Source organism: uncultured Roseovarius sp. (genome assembly GCF_947489715.1).
Lineage (GTDB): Bacteria > Pseudomonadota > Alphaproteobacteria > Rhodobacterales > Rhodobacteraceae > Roseovarius.
Window position 1 is genome coordinate 137,801 of sequence record NZ_CANLER010000009.1, and the last position, 17,749, is coordinate 155,549.

Annotated in this window: 16 protein-coding genes; 6 read left to right on the top strand and 10 right to left on the bottom strand. The window is 60.1% G+C overall.

Annotated elements, in window-relative coordinates; translation table 11 throughout:
- The first annotated feature begins 56 nt into the window (after positions 1-56).
- Positions 57-1,472, top strand: a complete 1,416-nt coding sequence (locus Q1B27_RS19835; RefSeq protein ID WP_299850281.1) for a YcjX family protein — start codon at positions 57-59, stop codon at positions 1,470-1,472.
- Positions 1,469-2,461 carry a YcjF family protein gene (locus tag Q1B27_RS19840; protein ID WP_299850283.1) on the top strand — a complete coding sequence of 331 codons (993 nt, stop codon included), beginning with the start codon at positions 1,469-1,471 and terminating at the stop codon, positions 2,459-2,461. The genes Q1B27_RS19835 and Q1B27_RS19840 overlap by 4 nt, the downstream gene beginning before the upstream one ends.
- A 116-nt stretch (positions 2,462-2,577) precedes the next feature.
- On the opposite strand, the gene Q1B27_RS19845 is transcribed toward Q1B27_RS19840, so the two are convergent.
- The 3 genes from Q1B27_RS19845 to Q1B27_RS19855 all read right to left on the bottom strand — a co-directional run bounded on the left by Q1B27_RS19845 (position 2,578) and on the right by Q1B27_RS19855 (position 5,491).
- Positions 2,578-4,395, bottom strand: coding sequence for a bifunctional diguanylate cyclase/phosphodiesterase (locus tag Q1B27_RS19845; protein WP_299850285.1), 1,818 nt, complete (start codon positions 4,393-4,395; stop codon positions 2,578-2,580).
- A gap of 33 nt (positions 4,396-4,428) precedes the next feature.
- The gene (locus Q1B27_RS19850; protein WP_299850287.1) at positions 4,429-4,977 is read right to left on the bottom strand and encodes a heme NO-binding domain-containing protein; all 549 of its coding nucleotides are present in this window, start codon (positions 4,975-4,977) and stop codon (positions 4,429-4,431) included.
- Positions 4,978-5,080: 103 nt separating this feature from the next.
- The gene (locus Q1B27_RS19855; RefSeq protein ID WP_299850289.1) at positions 5,081-5,491 is read right to left on the bottom strand and encodes a group III truncated hemoglobin; all 411 of its coding nucleotides are present in this window, start codon (positions 5,489-5,491) and stop codon (positions 5,081-5,083) included.
- 130 nt (positions 5,492-5,621) lie between these two features.
- Between Q1B27_RS19855 and Q1B27_RS19860 the strand changes: the two genes are divergently transcribed.
- On the top strand, positions 5,622-7,232 hold the full coding sequence (locus Q1B27_RS19860) for a cyclic nucleotide-binding domain-containing thioredoxin-disulfide reductase (protein WP_299850290.1): 1,611 nt from the start codon (positions 5,622-5,624) through the stop codon (positions 7,230-7,232).
- A 105-nt stretch (positions 7,233-7,337) separates the two neighbouring features.
- Here Q1B27_RS19860 and Q1B27_RS19865 read toward each other — a convergent pair whose 3' ends face one another.
- Positions 7,338-7,970: an MSMEG_1061 family FMN-dependent PPOX-type flavoprotein gene (locus Q1B27_RS19865; protein WP_299850292.1), complete on the bottom strand. Its 633-nt coding sequence runs from the start codon at positions 7,968-7,970 to the stop codon at positions 7,338-7,340.
- A gap of 228 nt (positions 7,971-8,198) precedes the next feature.
- Between Q1B27_RS19865 and ileS the strand changes: the two genes are divergently transcribed.
- Positions 8,199-11,123: an isoleucine--tRNA ligase gene (ileS, locus tag Q1B27_RS19870; RefSeq protein WP_299850294.1), complete on the top strand. Its 2,925-nt coding sequence runs from the start codon at positions 8,199-8,201 to the stop codon at positions 11,121-11,123.
- A 98-nt stretch (positions 11,124-11,221) separates the two neighbouring features.
- Here ileS and Q1B27_RS19875 read toward each other — a convergent pair whose 3' ends face one another.
- A complete protein-coding gene (locus Q1B27_RS19875; protein WP_299850296.1) occupies positions 11,222-11,812 on the bottom strand; it encodes a carboxymuconolactone decarboxylase family protein in 591 nt (196 codons plus the stop codon).
- 151 nt (positions 11,813-11,963) lie between these two features.
- Between Q1B27_RS19875 and Q1B27_RS19880 the strand changes: the two genes are divergently transcribed.
- A complete protein-coding gene (locus tag Q1B27_RS19880) occupies positions 11,964-13,067 on the top strand; it encodes a hypothetical protein (RefSeq protein WP_299850298.1) in 1,104 nt (367 codons plus the stop codon).
- Between the two features lies 1 nt (position 13,068).
- Here Q1B27_RS19880 and Q1B27_RS19885 read toward each other — a convergent pair whose 3' ends face one another.
- The 4 genes from Q1B27_RS19885 to Q1B27_RS19900 are packed head-to-tail and all read right to left on the bottom strand — an operon-like array spanning position 13,069 to position 15,992.
- Positions 13,069-14,118, bottom strand: coding sequence for an aromatic ring-hydroxylating dioxygenase subunit alpha (locus tag Q1B27_RS19885; protein WP_299850300.1), 1,050 nt, complete (start codon positions 14,116-14,118; stop codon positions 13,069-13,071).
- A 3-nt stretch (positions 14,119-14,121) separates the two neighbouring features.
- On the bottom strand, positions 14,122-14,463 hold the full coding sequence (locus tag Q1B27_RS19890; protein WP_299850302.1) for a carboxymuconolactone decarboxylase family protein: 342 nt from the start codon (positions 14,461-14,463) through the stop codon (positions 14,122-14,124).
- Between the two features lie 12 nt (positions 14,464-14,475).
- Positions 14,476-15,237 carry an amino acid ABC transporter permease gene (locus Q1B27_RS19895; protein ID WP_299850304.1) on the bottom strand — a complete coding sequence of 254 codons (762 nt, stop codon included), beginning with the start codon at positions 15,235-15,237 and terminating at the stop codon, positions 14,476-14,478.
- Between the two features lie 14 nt (positions 15,238-15,251).
- The gene (locus tag Q1B27_RS19900) at positions 15,252-15,992 is read right to left on the bottom strand and encodes an amino acid ABC transporter ATP-binding protein (RefSeq protein ID WP_299850306.1); all 741 of its coding nucleotides are present in this window, start codon (positions 15,990-15,992) and stop codon (positions 15,252-15,254) included.
- A 136-nt stretch (positions 15,993-16,128) separates the two neighbouring features.
- Here Q1B27_RS19900 and Q1B27_RS19905 point away from each other — a divergent pair, with 136 nt between their 5' ends.
- A complete protein-coding gene (locus Q1B27_RS19905; protein WP_299850308.1) occupies positions 16,129-16,899 on the top strand; it encodes a transporter substrate-binding domain-containing protein in 771 nt (256 codons plus the stop codon).
- Between the two features lie 48 nt (positions 16,900-16,947).
- Here Q1B27_RS19905 and Q1B27_RS19910 read toward each other — a convergent pair whose 3' ends face one another.
- The gene (locus Q1B27_RS19910; RefSeq protein ID WP_299850311.1) at positions 16,948-17,544 is read right to left on the bottom strand and encodes an XRE family transcriptional regulator; all 597 of its coding nucleotides are present in this window, start codon (positions 17,542-17,544) and stop codon (positions 16,948-16,950) included.
- Between the last annotated feature and the right edge of the window lie 205 nt (positions 17,545-17,749).

The window sequence follows — 17,749 nt, forward strand, 5'->3', positions numbered from 1 at the left end:
CAAGTGCCTGCTCGCGCGCCTATCTTGCGGATAGATAGGTTTGAGGGGCGGAAAATTTGGTACTGACCACCATCGCAGATGGCGTGACGCGCGGGATCGAAAGCGTTGGCGACACGATTTCAGAAGCTTTGTTCGAACCGGTCATCCGGTTGGGCGTGACCGGACTTGCGCGCTCCGGCAAGACCGTCTTCATCACCTCATTGGTGGCCAACCTGATGGATCGCGCGCGGATGCCCGCCCTTCTTGCTGCGGCTGACGGGCGTATTCAGGCAGCTTTTCTGCAACCTCAGCCCGACGATACCGTGCCGCGTTTCGATTACGAGACGCATCTGAGCACGCTGACCGCCGACACACCGCAATGGCCAGATAGTACGCGCGCTGTATCGGAACTAAGGCTTTCGCTGCGCGTGAGTCCAGGTGGTTTGCTGGGCGGGTTGCGCGGGCCGCAAACGATACATTTGGACATCGTGGATTACCCTGGCGAATGGCTTTTGGATCTGGCGCTTCTGGACAAAAGCTATTCCGGCTGGGCGGACGATGTTCTGACGCGCATCGCCAACCGCCCCGAAGCTGCGGATTACCTGGCCCACGCGCAGGCCACGGATGCGGCAGGTAAGCTGGACGAAACCATCGCAAGATCGCTGTCAGAGAGTTTTACCGCTTACCTGCATGCGGCTCGAGATTCTGGTTTCTATGATTGCACACCGGGGCGGTTTTTGCTTCCCGGTGATTTGGCAGGATCTCCTGCGCTGACATTTGCCCCGCTCGTGCATCCCGGAAATTCTCCGCGCAAATCGCTTTGGCGCGAGATGGAGCGCCGATTTGAGGCGTATAAGTCGCAGATCATAAAACCCTTTTTTCGCGATCACTTTGCCCGGATTGACCGTCAGATTGTACTGGTGGATGCCCTGGGCGCCATTAACAGAGGGCCGGAAGCCGTGGAGGATATGCGCAGCGCGATGACTGAGATTCTGACCGCGTTCCGGCCGGGTCAGAATGCGTTTTTGACCCGGCTGTTGATGGGGCGACGCGTAGAAAAAATCCTCTTTGCCGCCACCAAGGCGGACCATTTGCACCACACCCAGCACGATCGGTTGACCGCGATCATGCAGGCGTTGACCCGAGAGGCGCGGGACCGTGCGGATTTTGCCGGGGCCGAGACGCAGGCAATTGCGCTGGCGGCATTGCGTGCAACGGTTGAAGAGATGATCACCCATGATGGTCGTCAATTGCCGTGTGTTCGGGGGCGATTGCTCAGCTCTGGCAAGCAGGCGGCGTTTTATCCAGGCGAGTTGCCCCAGGATCCGCATCGACTCTTGTCGGTTGCGCGACAGGGAGCTGGAAAATGGCTGGATGCCGATTATCAGGTGATGCAATTTGCACCTGCGCCGCTGACGCTGAAGCCCGGCGAGGGGCCACCGCATATCAGGCTTGATCGCGCGGCCCAGTTTCTGATTGGAGACCGGCTATGACCAAAGGCCCCGTTCTGATCGAGCTTGAGGACAGCGCGACGTCCCCTGGCCCCGATATGGCCCCGCCCGTACCGGATGCGCCCCAGGCACCGCAGGGACAGGCGATGCAGGCAGCGGCGGCTTTGGCTGCGCGTCGTCCATCGCGATTGGCGCGCTGGTTCTGGTCATTGCTGCTGACGCTTTTGGGTGTTGTTGTTTCGGTTGCAGCCTGGGATTTCGTCACCGGTTTGCTGGCGCGTTCGCCGCTTCTGGGATGGTCCGTTACCGGCTTGCTGGCGGTCCTAGGGCTGGTCATGCTGACGATTGCCCTGCGAGAACTGGCAGCATTTTCACGCTTGAAACGTATCGATACGCTTCAAGCTGATGCCGAAATATCTCTTTCAGAACAAGATCTTGCGAAAGCACGAAAGGTCATTGAAAGACTGACCGGCTTCTACAGGAACCGCGAGGAGACACGGTGGGGTCGTGACCGTCTGACCGAATATGGTGGTGACCAGTTTGACGCCAGTAGCCTCTTGGGACTGGCCGAAGTGGAATTGTTGGAACCGCTCGACAGCGCCGCACGGCGCGAGGTGGAGGCGGCGGCGCGGCAGGTGGCGACGGTGACGGCGATTGTGCCGCTGGCGCTGGCGGATGTGGTGGCGGCATTGACCTCGAACATCCGGATGATCCGTCGGATCGCGGAGATTTACGGCGGGCGTTCGGGTACATTGGGCAGCTGGCGGTTGACGCGCGCGGTGATGACGCATCTGGTTGCCACCGGTGCCGTCGCCATCGGGGATGATCTGATCGGATCGGTTGCAGGCGGCAGCGTTTTATCCAAGCTTTCCAGACGCTTCGGCGAAGGGATCGTCAACGGGGCACTGACCGCGCGGGTGGGTGTCGCAGCAATTGAAGTGTGCCGACCGTTGCCATTTCACCGCAGCAAACGCCCCTCGGTGACAGGGATTGTCAAGCGGGCGCTGACCGGATTGTTCGGTCAGGGCTGAGCCAAAAATAACCATGGAAAACGCGGCCCTCGGGCCCGCCGGACCTGTGGCAACCGTCGCGAAATTGTTGCAACTCCGTACATTGTGTACGCCTGTTCTGTACGTTTTCGCCCGGATCAGAAGCGACGGCGCGCCATCTTGCCCTGCGCCGACATCCAATCCCGCGTCCAGGCGATGATGTCGTCCTGCGCCCGCGGCGGGGAGAAGTGGTAGCCCTGAAACAGCTGGCAACCCTGCGCGTGCAAAATATTCAGCTCTTCCGGGGTCTCGACACCTTCGGCCATGACGCTTAGCCCAAGATGTTCGGCCATCGCCAGGAACGAACCTGAGATGCTTTGCATCCTTGGGTGCCGGTCAATGCCGCTGACGAAGGAGCGGTCAATCTTGAGCATGGAAATCGGCGTGTCAATCAACGTGGAGATCGAGGCATGACCGGTGCCGAAATCATCCAGCGCCAGAACAAATCCCGCCTCTTTCAGTGCGTGGCAATGATCGACCAGCAACTTGTCGGTCTGATCGAACAGGATGGATTCAAGCAATTCGATCTGAATGTCACCAGGGATCAGCCCGGCGATGAACAGCTCATCCTGAAAATCCTCGACAAAATCGGCAGAGCGCAGGTTGGACGCTGTGACATTGAGAGAGAGCTTGCCCAGCGCGATGCCGTCTCGGCGCCAGGCTGCCAGACAATCAATTGCCTTTCGGCGCACCATCCGGTCGATCCGCCCCATGAGGTTGGCGCGTATGGCGGTTTCCAGAAAACGGCCCGGCGGCAGGATGCCCAGCTGCGGATGATCCCAGCGCGCCAGAGCCTCGACCCCGCAGATCTGGCCGGTGCCAAGGTCGATCTGGGGCTGGAAAAAGGGAACAAACTGGTTGTCTTCCAATCCATCCTCGATCTCGGCAATCAGATACAGGCGATCCTGATGGGTGCGTATCATTTCAGGTGTCAGCATCATGACCGGGGTGGAATGGCGCTTGGCCTCGTAAAGCGCGATATCGGAATTCATCAACAGGCGGTCGGCCCCGTCGGTATCGCCAGCGCGAAACCGAATGATCCCGATGCTGACTTCGACATTGCAGCGATGGCCATCAATCGGCACCGGGCGCGAGATTTCGGCGGCCAGATTCTGTGCAAGCTGTTCCAGGTCGCCTGTTTCGTGATTTTCCCGGAACACCATCGCAAATTCGTCCCCGCCGATGCGGGCCGCCAGATCAGCCGGCCCGATACGGGCCTGCATCGCCGTCGCCGCGTGTTTGAGAACCGTGTCCCCGGCGGCATGGCCAAAAGTGTCATTGAGTAGTTTGAACTTGTCGAGATCGAGATGCAGCAAGGCATAGGTATCGCCGCTTTTGGGGCCTTTCAGGATCTCTTCGAGATGAATGTAGAGCGCGCGGCGATTGGCGATGCCGGTCACGCTGTCGATATAGGCCTTGCGTTCGGCGTCTTCCTTGGCCGAGGTCAGGGCCCGGGCCATTTTGGTGCTGTCATCCAGCAGCGCGCGCTGGGTTTCGAACGTGTAAAACAGGTCAATCGAGAAATCATTGGGCCGGAAATGCGCGCCCGTCAGATCAAAACGCTTGATCGCATCCGCCAGGCTGACGCCGATCGAAAAATCCAGAAAGAGGCGCCCGGCATCATCATCCATGCGCATCGCAACGCTGCGAAACTGAATGGGTTCGCCATGATCGGGCCTGGCCGTGATGACCAGTTTTACGCCGGTTCTTTTATGCAGTGCGTCCAGATCAGCGATGCGGCGTGGCTTTTCGACCGTAAAGACGTCAAAGAACATCCTGTCCGTGATGTCCTCGGTAAAAATATGCGACAGGGTCGGGCCATGATCCTCGATCCGGCCGGTCGCATCGAGGGTGACGTACATCGGAAAGAGTAACGCCATCGTGTCCTGCGAAAAATGGTAGCTGTCACGATCCATTTGGCCCCTCTGGATACACTCCCGATCAAATGGTCAGTCGAGCATCACGATTTCGAACACTTCGTGGTCCGACGTTTCAGGGGTGGCAGGCAGGTGCGTGACGCGGATCTTTTCCCCGGTGTCCGAGGCCAGACCGTAAAGCAGACCGATGACCATCGGGCTCAGCCCCTCCCGATCCGAGTAATAGTGCAGGTGGTAGGTTTTATCGCCCACGCCTTCGAGCTCGAAAGAGGGAGGTTTCAGATGTGGCATGGCCAGCAGGATGCGATCATGCATGTCGTCCAGCCCGTTGACACGGTCGACGAAACTGTCGCCGGACATGCGCATGAGCTTGCCGAAATTCGACTGGTTGACGAATTCGATCCAGTAGCCGCCAAAGATTTGCAGCACCTCGTCCTGGGAAATGCCGGTCTGGTCGACGATAGCACCCACGAGGCTGTAGGTGATGGCGTCATCATAGCTGGCCATTCTTTCGAATTCCCGGCGGTCCAGCCCGGCCTTGTCGCAGATCGACTGCCAGGTGCCATCGCCGTAATTCGCCTGGATGAAGGTGTGGATCCCTTCATTCACCATACCGTACATAGACTGATCCCTTACCAATACCGCCGGCGACATTAGGACAGATGATTTACCGATGGCTTAACGGCGTTGGAATTCGGGCCCTGACGCCGCATGATGCAGGCGATCAGCGCAGTTTCGGCACACCGCCGGGCAGTTTTTCGCGGTCCACCACGGCGGCGCGCAGGGACCGCCCGATGCGGTGCGCCAGCGCCGACCAGGCGGCGGCCTGATCCGGCGTCAGTTCGGCCTTCAGAGTGCTGTCAAACAGGCCCAGCCAGCTGTCGAACATACCGGGGCGGACATTGCCGGCCCTGACATGCGCCTCGACCGGGCTGCCGTCGTAACTGCGTTCATGCAGGATGGTATTGGCCCAGAAATCCGCCACTTTCGCCTCGTGGCCGGGCCAGTCATCGACATGCACCGCAAAGACAGGCCCCAGGCCCGGATGGGAGCGGATGGCGGCATAGAATCTGGCCACGACCCGCTCGATCTCGGGGCGGGTGATGGTGAACCTTGGGGGCAGGGCGGTGCTCATGCCCCCTATCTGGCGCAGGACGCGCGGCGTTTCAATCCTGTTGCGCGGATGCGGGGGCGTGACGCGCCGGTTTCGTGCTCTATGTTGAGGGCGAAACGGGAATGCGACGCGCGACAGGAGGAGGACGATCATGGAAAGTCTGGCCGGGGATCTGAGGCAGATGCAGCGCACGCCGCTGCATGACAGCCATGTCGAGGCGCTGCGGCAGGCGGGTGAGGTCCGGACCTATGCCGCCGGTGAGATCGTCGGCGAGATGGGCAGCGCGATGGATCATTTCGTCTATGTGCTGGAGGGCGAGATCGAGGTGCTGGACCCGATCACCCGCAAGCCCTACCTGCCGCATTCGCTGGGGCCGACACAGTTCATGGGCGATATCGCCTTTCTCAACGGCGGCACTTATGCGCTGCCGATGCAGGCCGCCACCGAGACGCAGGTGATCCGGGTGCCGCGCGCCGTGATGCTGGACCTGATGGCGAAAATCCCCGAGATGAGCGATATCGTCATCACCGTTTTCGCCGCCCGTCACCGCCGCCAGGTTGAGGACCGCGACAGCGCGATCACCCTGATCGGTGCCGATAGTGACCGTGCGATCCGCCGGATCGCGTCCTTTGCCTCGCGCAACCGCATTCCGGTGCGGATGCTTGATCTGGAAACCTCGGAAGCGCGGGAAGAGGCCAGCGCCTGTTCGATCCCGCGCGACCAGCCGGCGGTGATTTTCGGCAAGGACGAGGTGTTGGAAAACCCCACCCCGGCGCTGATCGCCCGGCGGCTGGGGCTGGGGCTTGATGTCTGTGGGCCCGAGGTTTTCGACGTGCTGATCGTGGGCGGCGGCCCGGCGGGTGTGGCCGCGGCGGTCTATGCCGGTGCCGAGGGGCTGAGCGCGCTGGTCATCGAAGATACCGCCATCGGCGGGCAGGCGGGCACCTCCAGCCGGATCGAGAATTACATGGGCTTTCCCACCGGCATTTCCGGCGGTGATCTGGTCTGGCGCGGCGAGGTGCAGGCGATGAAATTCGGCACGCGTTTCGCCATGCCCCTGCGGGTCTGTTCGCTGGCGCGGCGCCCCGATGGGGTGTTTTGCGCCACCCTTGACGACGAGACGGAGCTTTGCGCCCGCGCGGTCATCGTCGCCACTGGCGTGCAGTATCGCCGCCTGCCGATCGACCGGCTGGAGACGTTCGAGGGCGCGGGCGTCTATTATGCCGCGACCGAAACAGAGGCGCGCTATTGCCGCAACAGCGAGGTTTACGTGATCGGCGGCGGCAACTCGGCGGGGCAGGCGGCAATGTACCTGTCGCGCAGCGCCAAACATGTGCATGTGATGATCCGTGGCCAGTCCTTGGCGGCGTCGATGTCGGATTACCTGTCCAGCCGGTTGGAGGCCGATCCCCGCGTCACCGTGCATTTCGGCACACGGGCCAAGGCGCTGCACGGGACGGATTTTCTGGACGGCATCACGATAGAAGGCCCCGACGGCCCGCGCGATTGCGCCACCAGTGGGCTGTTCATCATGGCCGGTGCGGCGCCCAATACCGGCTGGCTGTCGGACCTGATCGAACTGGATGACAAGGGTTTCGTGAAAACCGGCAACGCAGTCGGCCGGAACTCGCCCTTCGCCACGTCCGAGCCGGGAATTTTCGCCGTGGGCGATGTGCGCGCCGGATCGGTCAAGCGGGTCGCCTCGGCGGTGGGCGAAGGCTCGGTCGTGATCTCGAAGGTCTGGGAATATGTGAACGACTGACGCGGTGGCGGGCAGGTCCGACAGGCTTTTCGACCGCGACATTACGCAACGGACATCGCGACACATCTGCGCTGATCCTAAGTTGCCGCCGGAGGTGCAGGGCGATTACTCATCGTAAAGTCGCTTTTCGTCATTGTGCTGCAGCCGCGCGGCAAGATCGTCATAGGCTTCGGTCAGCTTGCCATGGGCGATCAGCGCCTCGGCATAGGTCGGCAAAGCGTCAACGGGCAGTTGATCGTCGGGATACCACAGCCGCGAGCGGATGATCGACTTGCCGCAATGGTAAAACGCCTCTTCCACCTGCACGATCACGGCGAAATCCGGCACCCGGCCCTTGATCGCGCACAATTCGCGCACCGTCCTGTCGCGCACCACCACCGCGCTGCCATTGACGCGCACCACCTCGTTCCGGTTCGGCACCAGAAAGACCAGCCCGATACGACCCGTCTCGAAGATGTTCTGAAACCCGTCATAGCGGTGATTGCCGGGCCGGTCGGGAATGGCCAGCGTCTTGTCGTCCAGCACTTTGACAAACCCCGCCGGGTCGCCCTTGGGCGAGACATCCATGTTCCCCGCCTTATCCACCGTCGCCATGGTCAGAAAGGTCGAATGTTCGATCCAGACCTGGCAATGGGCGTCGATATGATCAATGAATTTGCCGGTCTGGCTGTCATAGGGCAGGCGCTGGTCGGCGTAGATTTCCGCGACCGAGGTCACGACATCCTTGGGCTGGTACATGGGCATCCTTTCGCGCTGATCCGGGCAGTCTAGCACAGTCGCGGGTCATTGATCTTGTGCCTTGCAGCGTGGCTGCCTATAAGGCGCGTCATGACACGGATACTGGCGATCATTATTCGAATTATATGCCCGGCGCTCTGAGCAGATCGAGCCGCCGGGACAAGGCGTATGGACCAACGCGCCGCCCCCAGATTTTACCGTAAGACCCGCATATAAAGGACGCCACCGATGTGCGCCGAGACCACAGATAATACACCCGACTACAAAGACACGCTGAACCTGCCCCAGACCGATTTCCCGATGCGCGCGGGCCTGCCCAAGCGCGAGCCCGACTGGCTGGAGCGCTGGAACAAGCTTCGCATCTACACCCGCCTGCGCGACAAGGCCGTGGCCGAGGGCGACCGCACGCCCTTCACCCTGCATGACGGTCCGCCTTACGCCAACGGGCATCTGCATATCGGCCACGCGCTGAACAAGATCCTCAAGGACATGGTGGTACGCTCCCAGCAGATGATGGGCCGCGATGCGCGCTACATCCCCGGCTGGGACTGCCACGGACTGCCGATCGAATGGAAGATCGAGGAACAGTACCGCAAGAAGGGCCGCAACAAGGACGAGGTCGATATCATCGACTTCCGCCAGGAATGCCGCAAATTCGCCGAAGGCTGGATCGACATCCAGCGCGACGAATTCAAGCGCCTTGGCGTGACCGGCAAGTGGTCCAAGCCCTATCTGACGATGGATTTCCGCGCCGAGCGCATCATCGCCGAGGAGTTCCAGAAATTCCTGATGAACGGCACGCTCTACCAGGGGTCCAAGCCTGTCATGTGGTCGCCGATCGAGAAAACCGCCCTGGCCGAGGCCGAGGTCGAATATCACGACAAGGACAGCTTCACGATCTGGGTGAAGTTCCGGGTTGCGACCGAAGGCGATCTGGAAGGTGCCTCGGTCGTTATCTGGACAACGACCCCCTGGACGATCCCGTCGAACAAGGCCGTGGTCTATGGCGAAAACTTCTCCTACGGGCTTTACGAAGTCACCGGCACGCCCGAGGAATGCTGGGCCGCGCCCGGTGACCGGTTCATCCTCGCCGACAAGCTGTCGGGCGATGTGCTGGGCCGTGCCCGGCTGAGCGAAGATCACTGGAAACGTGTCCGTGACGTCAGCGCCGAGGAGCTTTCGGCCCTTTCGTTGCAGCATCCGCTGGCCGGGGCCGAAGGGTCCAACGGCGAATGGGACGATCTGCGTGATTTCCGTGCTGCCGATTTCGTGACCGACGAGGAAGGCACTGGTTTCGTGCATTGCGCGCCGTCGCACGGGATGGAGGAATACGAGCTTTACCGCGATCTGGGCATGCTGGGGCAGGTCATCACCTATAACGTGCTGGATGACGGCTCTTTCCGCCCTGATCTGCCGTTCTTTGGTGGCACCTACATCCTCAACCGCAAGGGCGGCGAGGGCGATGCCAATAAGACCGTGATCGACAAGCTCGCCTCCGTCGGCGGGCTTCTGGCGCGCGGCAAGATCAAGCACAGCTATCCGCATTCATGGCGGTCCAAGGCACCAGTGATCTACCGCAACACGCCGCAATGGTTTGCCGCCATCGACAAGCCGGTCGGTGACGGGCAGGACACCCACGGCACCACCATCCGTGAACGCGCCCTGACCGAGATCGACAATGTGAACTGGACCCCCAAGACCGGCCGCAACCGCCTGCATTCGATGATGGAGGCGCGGCCCGACTGGGTACTTTCCCGGCAACGCGCCTGGGGCGTGCCGCTGACCTGTTTCGTGAAGGCCGGCGCGTTGCCCACCGACGACGGGTTCCTGCTGCGCGACGAGGCGGTTAATGCCCGCATCCTTGAGGCGTTCGAGGCCGAAGGCGCCGATGCCTGGTACAAGGAGGGTGCCAAGGAACGCTTCCTCGGCAATGATTACGACCCCAATGAGTGGATCAAGGTCGATGATATCCTTGATGTCTGGTTTGACAGCGGATCGACCCATGCGTTTGTGTTGCGCGACCGCGAGGACGGGTCCGAGGATGGGCTGGCCGACCTTTATCTTGAAGGTACGGACCAGCATCGCGGCTGGTTCCATTCCTCGATGCTGCAAAGCTGCGGCACTCAAGGATGCGCGCCCTATCGCGGTGTGCTGACGCACGGGTTTACGCTGGACGAGAAGGGCAACAAGATGTCCAAATCGCTTGGCAATACCATCGTCCCGGATGCGGTCGTCAAGCAATACGGGGCCGATATCCTGCGGCTTTGGGTGGCGCAGGTCGATTATACGGGCGATCAGCGGATCGGGCCGGAAATCCTCAAGGGGACAGCGGACAGCTATCGGCGTTTGCGCAACACCATGCGCTTCATGCTGGGGGCGCTGGCGCATTTCGACGAAAGCGACCGGGTGGAGCCTGCCGACATGCCCGAGTTGGAGCGCTGGGTGCTGCATCGCCTAGCCGAGCTGGATCACCGGGTGCGCACCGGCTATGCCGCCTATGATTTCCAGGGCGTGTTCCAGGCGCTTTTCAACTTTGCCACTGTCGAGCTCAGCGCGTTCTATTTCGACATCCGCAAGGACGTGCTTTACTGCGATGGCGACACGCCCCGCCGGCGCGCGGCGCACACGGTGCTGGACCTGCTGTTCCACCGGCTGACCACCTGGCTTGCGCCGGTGCTGGTCTTCACCATGGAAGAGGTCTGGCTGGAACGGTTCCCCGGCGACGAGAGCTCAGTGCATCTGACCGATATTCCCGCCACCCCCGCCGACTGGCTGGATGAACCGCTGGCGGCGAAATGGGCGCAGGTGCGGCAGGCGCGGCGCGCGGTCACCGCAGCACTTGAGGTGCAGCGCACCGACAAGGTGATCGGTGCCTCGCTGGAGGCGGCCCCGGTGGTGCATGTGCGCGACCCCGAGATGCTGGCGGTGCTGAAATCGGTGAATTTCGAGGATATCTGCATCACTTCCGACATCTCGCTGACCGATCACCCCAGCCCGGCCGAGGCGTTCCGCCTGCCCGAGGTCGACGGCGTGACCGTGGTCTTCGAGAAGGCCGATGGCGCGAAATGCCAGCGCTGCTGGAAGATCCTGCCGGATGTGGGCAGCCATGCGCATCCGGGCACCTGCGGGCGCTGTAACGACGCGCTGGCCTAGGCCTGGACCCAGAGCCATGACCTTGTCCGCCTGATCGACAGGTGGGCAGGGTTCTTTGGGGGATGCCGCTGTCGACGGCCCTTCAGAAATACCGATCGCTACCCGGCGGTGTCTTCCCCTTTATAGTACCCGATAACGTCATTTTCGGTCGTGGCCCCCAGGCCGTTCAGAAGGCGGTTGGAATAGTTGAAATAGGCGCAGACCTGATTGACTTCGAGGATTTCTCCATCCTCGCAGCCCGCGATCCTGAGTGCTTCGAAATCGGATTTGACCATTTTACCCACATCCGTCGTCAGCTTGGCGGCGTAGCGCAAAAGGGCCAGTTCCTTGCCGTCGAACGCGTCTTCGGGGCGGTGGGCCTTGAGCGCCACGAAAATCCTGTCAGAGCGGGGCTGGTCCAGCAGAAGATTGCGGGCATTCATGAAATGATGCGTCAGCGAATAGGTGCAGTCGTTCAGGATCGACGTGTAGCTGGCAACCACCTCGAGAAACCAGAATGGCAGCGTATTGTCGTCAGAATGCAGGACTGAGCGATAAAGCGTTACATGCCCATTCATCGTCTCGGGTCTGAGGGAATGGACGCGCATGACCGTGTCCACGGTGCCGTGCGGGGTGCGGGCCTTGTTCAACAACTCTTTCAGCCGGCCATTCGCCTTGTCGTCCGGTATCATCCTGATCCACGCGCTCATTGCTGTCCTCCGATTGCTTTCAGATCAGTTTACGAAAAAGACAGCGGTAATCCACAGTAGAATTTTCTACCGAGGAGAAATATTTTGTTGGATTGCCATGCGCATTCGCCCATAACATGACCATGATGCTTTGATCATCGGGATGGACGGAATGCGGGCTTCAGATCTTCGTGCGGGAGCTGAGAACCTATTGCTCAATTGTGGCGGGTTGACCCGCGGCGATCAGCTTTTGATCCTGCAGGAGAACCCTGATCAGGGCTATTATGACAGTTCCATCTGCGATGCTGTCCTGCGCTGTGCCCACGATCTTGATATCCATGCCTCGGTCCGGACCGCTCCGTTTGACCCGATGGGCGGGCCGATTTCAACGGCATTGATTGAGGCGATGAAGGCCGCGGACAGAACCCTTTTTCTGTCCCGCTGCGGTGATCAGATCCGGTTTAGCGCCGACATGCAGGGGATACGCCCGATCATGTCCTATGCGCTTGATACCGAAATGCTGGCATCAGGCTTTGGCCGGGCAAATTACCAGGGCTTTGTCGCGCTGAAAAATGCAACCAACGAAATGTTGTCGAAAGCCACTGAAATTCAGGTCACCTGTCCGCTTGGCACCAATTTCAGCGGCCCCGGTGCCGCCTTTCGCCAATCCGGTGCAGACGTCACCGTGGACCGGTTTCCAATGCTGGTTTTCGCCCCCATACCGGTTGCCGGGTTTTCCGGCGTGATCATGCAGGAGGGGTTTCTGGTTGGTACCGGCTCTAAATTCTATGAGCCCTACGGGATCGCACTGGAACACCCTATCGCGGTTCATTTCAAAGAGGCTGCGTTGTGCGATATCGACGGCGATCCGCGCGATGTGGAGGCGGCGAAGGCACATTACCGGCGCGTCGGCGGGATGTTCGGGCTGGACCCCTTTACCATGCATTCCTGGCATGCGGGCATTCATCCGGGATGCGCCTGTAAATCCACCGCTGCCGAAAACTTTGAACGGTGGAGCGGCAGTGCATTCGGTAATCCGCGCCTGCTGCATTTCCACACTTGCGGGGATTACGCACCGGGCGAAATCTCGTTGAACGTGCTGGACCCGACGATCAGTGTCGATGGCGTGGCTGTTTGGTCATCCGGGCAATTCGATCCGGCAAAAGTACCGGGCGGAGCGGATATTCTGGAGAGCTATCCGTGCATCAAATCGGTCTTTGACGCCCCTTGCCGGGAGGTGGGGCAGGGCGCTGATGGGCGCCTTTGCGGTAATTGAACTACGCCGCAGTCTCCTTGATCGCGCGAGCGATACGGGTGCGAAAGCGCATGGCGCCTGCGTCCAGACCCAGGTTGAGATAGGGCGTTTTACGGGTCGCCATGCCGCGTTGGACCTGTTCAAGCACGTCCTTGTCTTCGTTGAAGGCCATCAGCGCACCGTCAAACATCCGGTCGGAAAGTGCGGCATCATCGGCATGCATGTTCCGGTGCTGGAACCAGAAATACATCGCGTTTTGGTCGTCTATCGGCGTGATGAAATTGTAGGAAATATTTACGAACGCATTGGGAGACAGGGGTTTGTCTGCGCCGCCTTCGCCCGTCGGCGTATAGACCGACATGTTGATCGCGGTTGAGGGCAGGCGGCATTCGTAATGCTGTTTGCGGTCGCAATGTGGCCCAAAGGGCAGCATCGACTGATAGTAGGGCGGCGCGGGTTCATCGCTGATCCAGCGCGACACGATCACGCCGTTTTCGGTTTCTTCCAGATCGAGCGGGCGGCTGTCGGTGCCTGCCCCCGCGAAGGAGGTCAGATGCACCCAGGCCACATGACTGGGGTCAAGCAGGTTGTCGATGATATAAAGATAATGGCAGGCCATCTGCATCGCGCCTTTGGGGGTCTTGCCCCAGTCGGGATTGTCGAAATTAGGGATAGAGATGATGTCGTCCCTGCTGGCTTTCGCGGGGGCGCCCATCCAGATCCACAAGAACCCCCAGCGATCCTCGACCGGGTAGGAATGCACCGCGGCCCGGCGCGGCGGGTTATCAAGCTGCGTGGGTGCGATCACGCATTCACCGGTGCAATCAAAGGTCAGCCCATGATAGCCGCAGACCACGTTGCTGCCCTCGATCTTGCCGCGTGACAGGGGCAGTTTGCGATGTGGGCAGGCATCTTCCAGCGCGATCGGTTCGCCGCTCTCGCCCCGGAAAAACACGATCTCGTCGCCCATGATCATACGGGCGGTCAATTCGCGTCCGATATCTTCGCTGCGCCCGGCCACGTACCAGCAATCGCGCAGAAAACCTTCGCTTCCGATCAGATCCGGTCTCATCTGTCACTCCTGTTCGGAAAAAGTATCGAACGCGGCCAGCGCCTTGGCGCTGAAGGCATAGGACGGCCCCCCGCCCATATAGGTTGCCATCGCCAGTGCTTCGCACAACTCGTCGCGCGTGGCTCCGAGGCGCACCAGAGAGCGCACGTGAAAGCCGATGCAACTGTCACAACGGGTCGAGACGGCAATGCCAAGGGCGATGAATTCCTTGGTCTTTTCGCTCAGCGCGCCGTCGGATTTTGCCGCTTTTCCCATGATGGCGAAGCCGCGCACCGTTTCGGGAACCTCTTTGGAATAGGTGGCAATGTCGCCTTCGATCCCGGCCATGAAGGGTTTCCAGTCCATCAATATCTCCTTTTAAGCGCGCTCATCCGACCCCATGCGCCGTTCCAGCCAGCGCACCCCTGCACTGATGATCAGCACCAGCACAAGGTATTCGAGGATAAGCAGTGAATAGATTTCAAGCGGGCGATATTCGGTGACCACCAGCTCATTCGCCCGGCGTGTCAGCTCCTGCATGCCGATGACCGAGGCAAAGGCGCTCATCTTCACGATGTAGATGAACTGGTTCGCCAGGGGCGGCAGGATGCGTCGGATCGCCTGAGGCAGGATCACGTAGCGCATGGTCTGGAGGTAGTTCAGCCCGATGGTTTGTGCGGCTTCGGTCTGACCCCGGGCGATGGATTGAATGCCGGCGCGGTAGATTTCGGCCGTAAAGGCGCTGTCGGAAATGGCCAGGGTGATGATCGCGCCCCAGAACGGGTCAATCGGGATGTTCACCCCCATCTCGCGGAAGATGATCGGCAGGCCGTAAAACACCCAGAACAGCATCGGCAGCAACGGGATCGAGCGAATGAATTCCACGTAAATCCGGTTCACCCAGCGCCAGCCCCGGCTTTTGGCCAGCCCGGGCAGGGCGACGAGCAGCCCAAGTGCGATGGAAATCACCGCCGCGATCACGGATATCAGAATGGTCGAGCCCATGCCCGAGATCAGAAATTTCACGTTGATCCAGCCATTTGGCGTCAAGGGGTTGATCACGTACCAGCCCCAGGTTGCCGAGCTGGCGCATCCGGCCAGCAGCAGGAAGGGCAGCAAAAGGATCAGGGGTTTTCTCATGATTAAATCCCTTTCTAGTGCTGCAAAATCTGGGACAGGAATTTCTGACATCGCGGCGACCGAGGGGCGCCGAAGAATTCCCCGGGCGGGCCCTGTTCCACGATTTCACCGGCATCCATGAAGACCATCTGATCCGCGACCTTGCGGGCAAATCCCATCTCATGGGTGACGACGACCATGGTCATGCCCTCCTGGGCCAGTTCGACCATCACGTCCAGCACTTCCGAGATCATCTCCGGGTCCAGCGCCGAGGTCGGCTCGTCAAACAGCAGGACCTTGGGCTCCATGCAGAGCGATCGGGCGATTGCAACCCGTTGCTGTTGACCCCCGGACAACTGCCCGGGGCGTTTATCGGCCTGTTCCGGAATATGGACCCGTTCCAGGTATTGCATCGCCCTGGCTTCGGCCTCGGCCCGCATCATGCCGCGCGCCTTGATCGGCCCGAGCGTCAGGTTTTCCAGCACGGTGAGATGCGGAAACAGGTTGAACTGCTGGAACACCATGCCAACTTCAGAGCGGATCGACGCCACGGATTGAGGATCGTTTGTCAGCTCGACCCCGTCCACCTTGATCGTGCCTTTCTGGTGTTCTTCCAGACGGTTGATACAGCGCACGACCGTGGATTTGCCCGATCCCGAGGGTCCGCAGATCACGATCTTTTCGCCGTATTGGATTGACAGGTTGATGTCCTTCAGCACGTGAAAAGTACCGAACCACTTGTTTACCCCTTCAAGTTCGATTGCGGCGTGCGTCATGCGGTGGGTTCCTTTAGTGGGTATTTTCCTGTGAAGAAAAATTTTTCTTGAGGTTAGTAGTGCCCTTGGCCTTAAATCAAGCAACAAATCGGCTAGGATGTCGCAACAACAACAGAACCACCAACGGGAGATCAATATGAAACCTTTTCTAACAGCCGTTGCCGCCGCCGCGATTGGCCTGACGCTTGCGGGCGCGGCCAAGGCCCAGTCGGCCCTGAACGAGATCCTGGACAGCGGTGTGCTGAAAGTGGGGACGACGGGTGACTGGAACCCCATGACGCTGCGCGATCCGGCCACCAACAGCTACAAGGGTTTCGATATCGACATCATGTCCGAGCTGGCGAAGGACCTGGGCGTCGAGGTCGAGTTTGTGCCGACCGATTGGAAAACGCTGGTCAATGGTGTTGTGGCGGGTCAGTACCACATGACGGGTTCGGCCTCAATCTCTCCGCCGCGGATGAAGGTCGCCGGATTTTCCGAAAGCTACATCGCGGTTGAGTTTTTCCCGTTCACAACCGAGGACAAGGCCGGCAATTTCTCGGGCTACGAGTCAATCAACCAGCCGGGGGTGAAGGTCGCCACCACCCTGGGCACGTCGTTTGAAAAGATGGTCCGCGAGTGGTTTCCGGAAGCGGAGATCGTGATCGTCGAAGCACCCGCCCGTGGATATCAGGAAGTGCTGGCTGGCCGGGCAGATGTCTTCGTGACCTCCAATATCGAAGGCTCGACCCTGAACGCCAAATTCCCGATTGTCCGTGTGGATGGCGCGGAAGCACGCCGCCCGACGCCCATTGCCATGCTGCTGCCGCAGACCGATCAGGTGTGGATCAACTACGTCAACAACTGGGTCAAGGTGAAGAAAGCCCAGGGTTTCTTTGAGGAAAACAAGGAAAAGTGGGGTTTGTAACGACCGCGTACAGGTGCAGGGCCGGCATGTGCACGGCCTTGCCGCCAATTAACTGTCGCTGGTATCCGCCTTGGCGATGACGGTAATGAAACTCACCTTTTCGGTTTTCAGTTCTTCCGGTCCGTGCGCCGTACTGCATTCAAAACTGAGACTGTCGCCCGGCCGCATGTGATAACTTGCTTCGCCACAGCGATAGACCATCTCACCGTCGGTGACCTGGATAAACTCCACCCCGCGATGCTGATACAAGGGATGCTTCTGAAGCGGCTGTTCCAGCGTGACGCTGAACGCTTCGAACCCGACATGCGGGGCCGCGGCACGCCCGATCATTTTGTAGACATGACCAAACCCACTGCCCAGGCGTTGCACTGTCATGCCTTCGCCAGCGGCAACAAATGACACATCCGTATGCTCAACGGTTCCCGCAAAGAACGTGATCAGGGACACGCCTATCCCTACTGCCAGCGCCTCTAGCGTGCTGAGGGACGCAGAGACCTGTCCGCGTTCGATCTTGGAAATCATCGCCGTGGAAACATTTGCACGATGCGACAGTTCGGCCAGCGTCAGCCCTGCAAGCACGCGGTGGGCTTTGACCGCGGCCCCGATTACCTGATCCAGGGGTTGTTTTTCGACTTCTGCCGTCACTTGATTGTCCATGTCCCGAGACTACTGTGGTGCATCCGAAAGGGAAAGCGGTGCGGCGGTAGTATTGCCGTTCGTTTCCGGGGACAGGGCATGGCAGTGACGCACGGCACCCCGCCGATCACAATGATGTAGGTTTGCCTTCCGTGGGATTGCCCTGCACGGTAAAAGCGAAGGCAACTTGCCGGATGCGTAAGATACCCCAGTG